The 2,285-nt window shown below is 64.8% G+C and carries 1 protein-coding gene and 1 pseudogene; both read left to right on the top strand.

The window, feature by feature from the left end; translation table 11 throughout:
* The first annotated feature begins 213 nt into the window (after nucleotides 1–213).
* Nucleotides 214–507, top strand: coding sequence for a transcriptional repressor (locus tag JCM19049_RS12090; RefSeq protein ID WP_054821719.1), 294 nt, complete (start codon nucleotides 214–216; stop codon nucleotides 505–507).
* A gap of 108 nt (nucleotides 508–615) precedes the next feature.
* Nucleotides 616–2,090 (top strand): annotated as a pseudogene (locus JCM19049_RS12085) (catalase).
* The last annotated feature ends 195 nt before the right edge of the window (nucleotides 2,091–2,285 follow it).

Here is a 2,285-nt window from a genome sequence, read left to right as displayed (position 1 = left end):
CTCCCCCGCCCGGCGCCGGCTCCCCAAAGGTGCCGCTACCGCAGCGGATCCGGCAGGAGCAGATTAGTCTCCCAGCGAAAATCCATCCCGCGCTTATTTTGAACTATTCAAGTTTGTGGCATGATAGAGATATGGCACACGATCAGACCGACGCTTCGCATGCACGCTGGGCCGAGCCCCTGCGCGCCGCGGGCCGGCGTGTGACCAAGCAGCGTGTGGCCGTCCTGGACTGCGCACCGCCACCCGCATTCCACCGCCGATGAGCTGCACCGCCACGCCCAGCAGGAGATCCCCGGGATCGCGCTGGGCACCGTGCACACCGTGGTGAACGACCTGGCCAGCTCCGGGCTGCTGCGCCGGCTGGATGTGCCGCATGCGGGGGCACGCTACGAAACCCGGATCACCGACCACCACCATGCCGTCTGCACGCAGTGCGGACTCGTCGAGGATGTCGCGCTGCCCACCACGCGCCGGCCTGCCTGGACCCCAACATCGTCCGCGGGATGAAAATCTCCGTGCTGAAGTCCTCTATCACGGGACCTGCGCCAAGTGTGCGGCGTCCGCTGGACTGAACCTTCCCTGACCACCTAGCCGGATCCAAACAAAGGAGAGCACATGGCTGCCGAAAACAACGGTCACCACACCGGTTCGACCACTCAGGCTGGCATCCCAGCCGTCAGCGACCGCAACTCGCTGACCGTGGGTGCCGATGGCCCCATCGTGCTGCACGACCACCACCTGGTCGAGACCCTGCAGCACTTCAACCGCATGAACGTTCCGGAGCGTCGTCCGCACGCCAAGGGCGCTGGCGCCTTCGGCGAATTCGAGACCACCGAGGACGTCTCGCAGTACACCAAGGCTGCACTGTTCCAGAAGGGTGTCAAGACCGAGACCCTGCTGCGTTTCTCCACCGTGGCCGGTGAGCTCGGCTCCCCGGACACCTGGCGCGACGTGCGCGGCTTCGCCCTGAAGTTCTACACCACCGAAGGCAACTTCGACCTGGTGGGCAACAACACCCCGGTGTTCTTCCTGCGCGATCCGATGAAGTTCCCGCACTTCATCCGCTCGCAGAAGCGCCTGCCGGATTCGGGCCTGCGCGACGGCACCATGCAGTGGGACTTCTGGACCCAGAACCCCGAGTCGGCCCACCAGGTCACCTACATCATGGGTGACCGCGGCCTGCCCAAGACCTGGCGTGAAATGAACGGCTACGGCTCGCACACCTACATGTGGGTCAACGAGGCCGGCGAGAAGTTCTGGGTGAAGTACCACTTCATCAACAAGCAGTCGGACAAGTTCGAGACCATCGACGGGGCCGAGGCAGAGCGCCTGGCCGGTGCGGACGCCGAGTTCCACCGCCGCGACCTGTTCAACGCCATCAAGGAAGGCAACTTCCCGCAGTGGGACCTGTACATCCAGGTCATGCCGTATGAAGAGGCCAAGACCTACCGCTACAACCCGTTCGACCTGACCAAGACCTGGTCGAAGAAGGACTACCCGCGCATCAAGGTCGGTACCCTGACCCTGAACCGCAACCCGGAGAACTTCTTCGCCGAGATCGAGCAGGCCGCCTTCTCGCCGGCGAACATGGTCCCCGGCATGGGCATGAGCCCGGACAAGATGCTGCTGGGCCGCAACTTCGCCTACGCGGATGCCCAGCGCTACCGCATCGGCACCAACTTCCAGCAGCTGCCGGTCAACCGCCCGAAGGTTCCGGTGCACAGCTACAACTTCGAGGGCAACATGTGGTACGAGCACTCCGGTGCCCGCAGCTACTACGTCCCGAACTCCTTCGGTGATTCCTGGAGCGATGAGACCGGCCCGGTCGACAACTCCTTCGAATCCGATGGAGACCTGGTGCGCTCGTCCTACACCCTGCGTGAGGACGATGGCGACTTCGTGCAGCCGGGCATCCTGGTGCGCGAGGTCATGGACGACGAGCAGCGTGCCCGTCTGGTGCAGACCGTCACCGGCGCCTGGAGGGCGTCATCGAGCCGGTTCTGTCCAACGCCATCCAGTACTGGAAGAACATCGACGAGAACGTCGGCTCGCAGATCGAGTCCAACGTTCGCGCGAAGGCGACCGTCTAGGACCTGCCTGCGGGCAACGGTCCAGGGGCCGGTCCCGGGCGCCGTGTGCGCTAGGGCGTGAAAAAACCTCCGTGGTGCTGCTGCACCGCGGAGGTTTTTTGCCTTTCGCGCCACCGCCGGGCAATGGGCGGCAGCGGTGCCTTCCGTGCGGATTGGCCGGGATCGGCGGGTCCTGCCTAGCCCAGCAGCGGCAGC

The sequence above is a fragment of the Arthrobacter sp. JCM 19049 genome (genome assembly GCF_001310435.1).
Note: the sequence above shows the minus strand (reverse complement) of the source record. Positions and strands in the feature narration are given on the sequence as shown.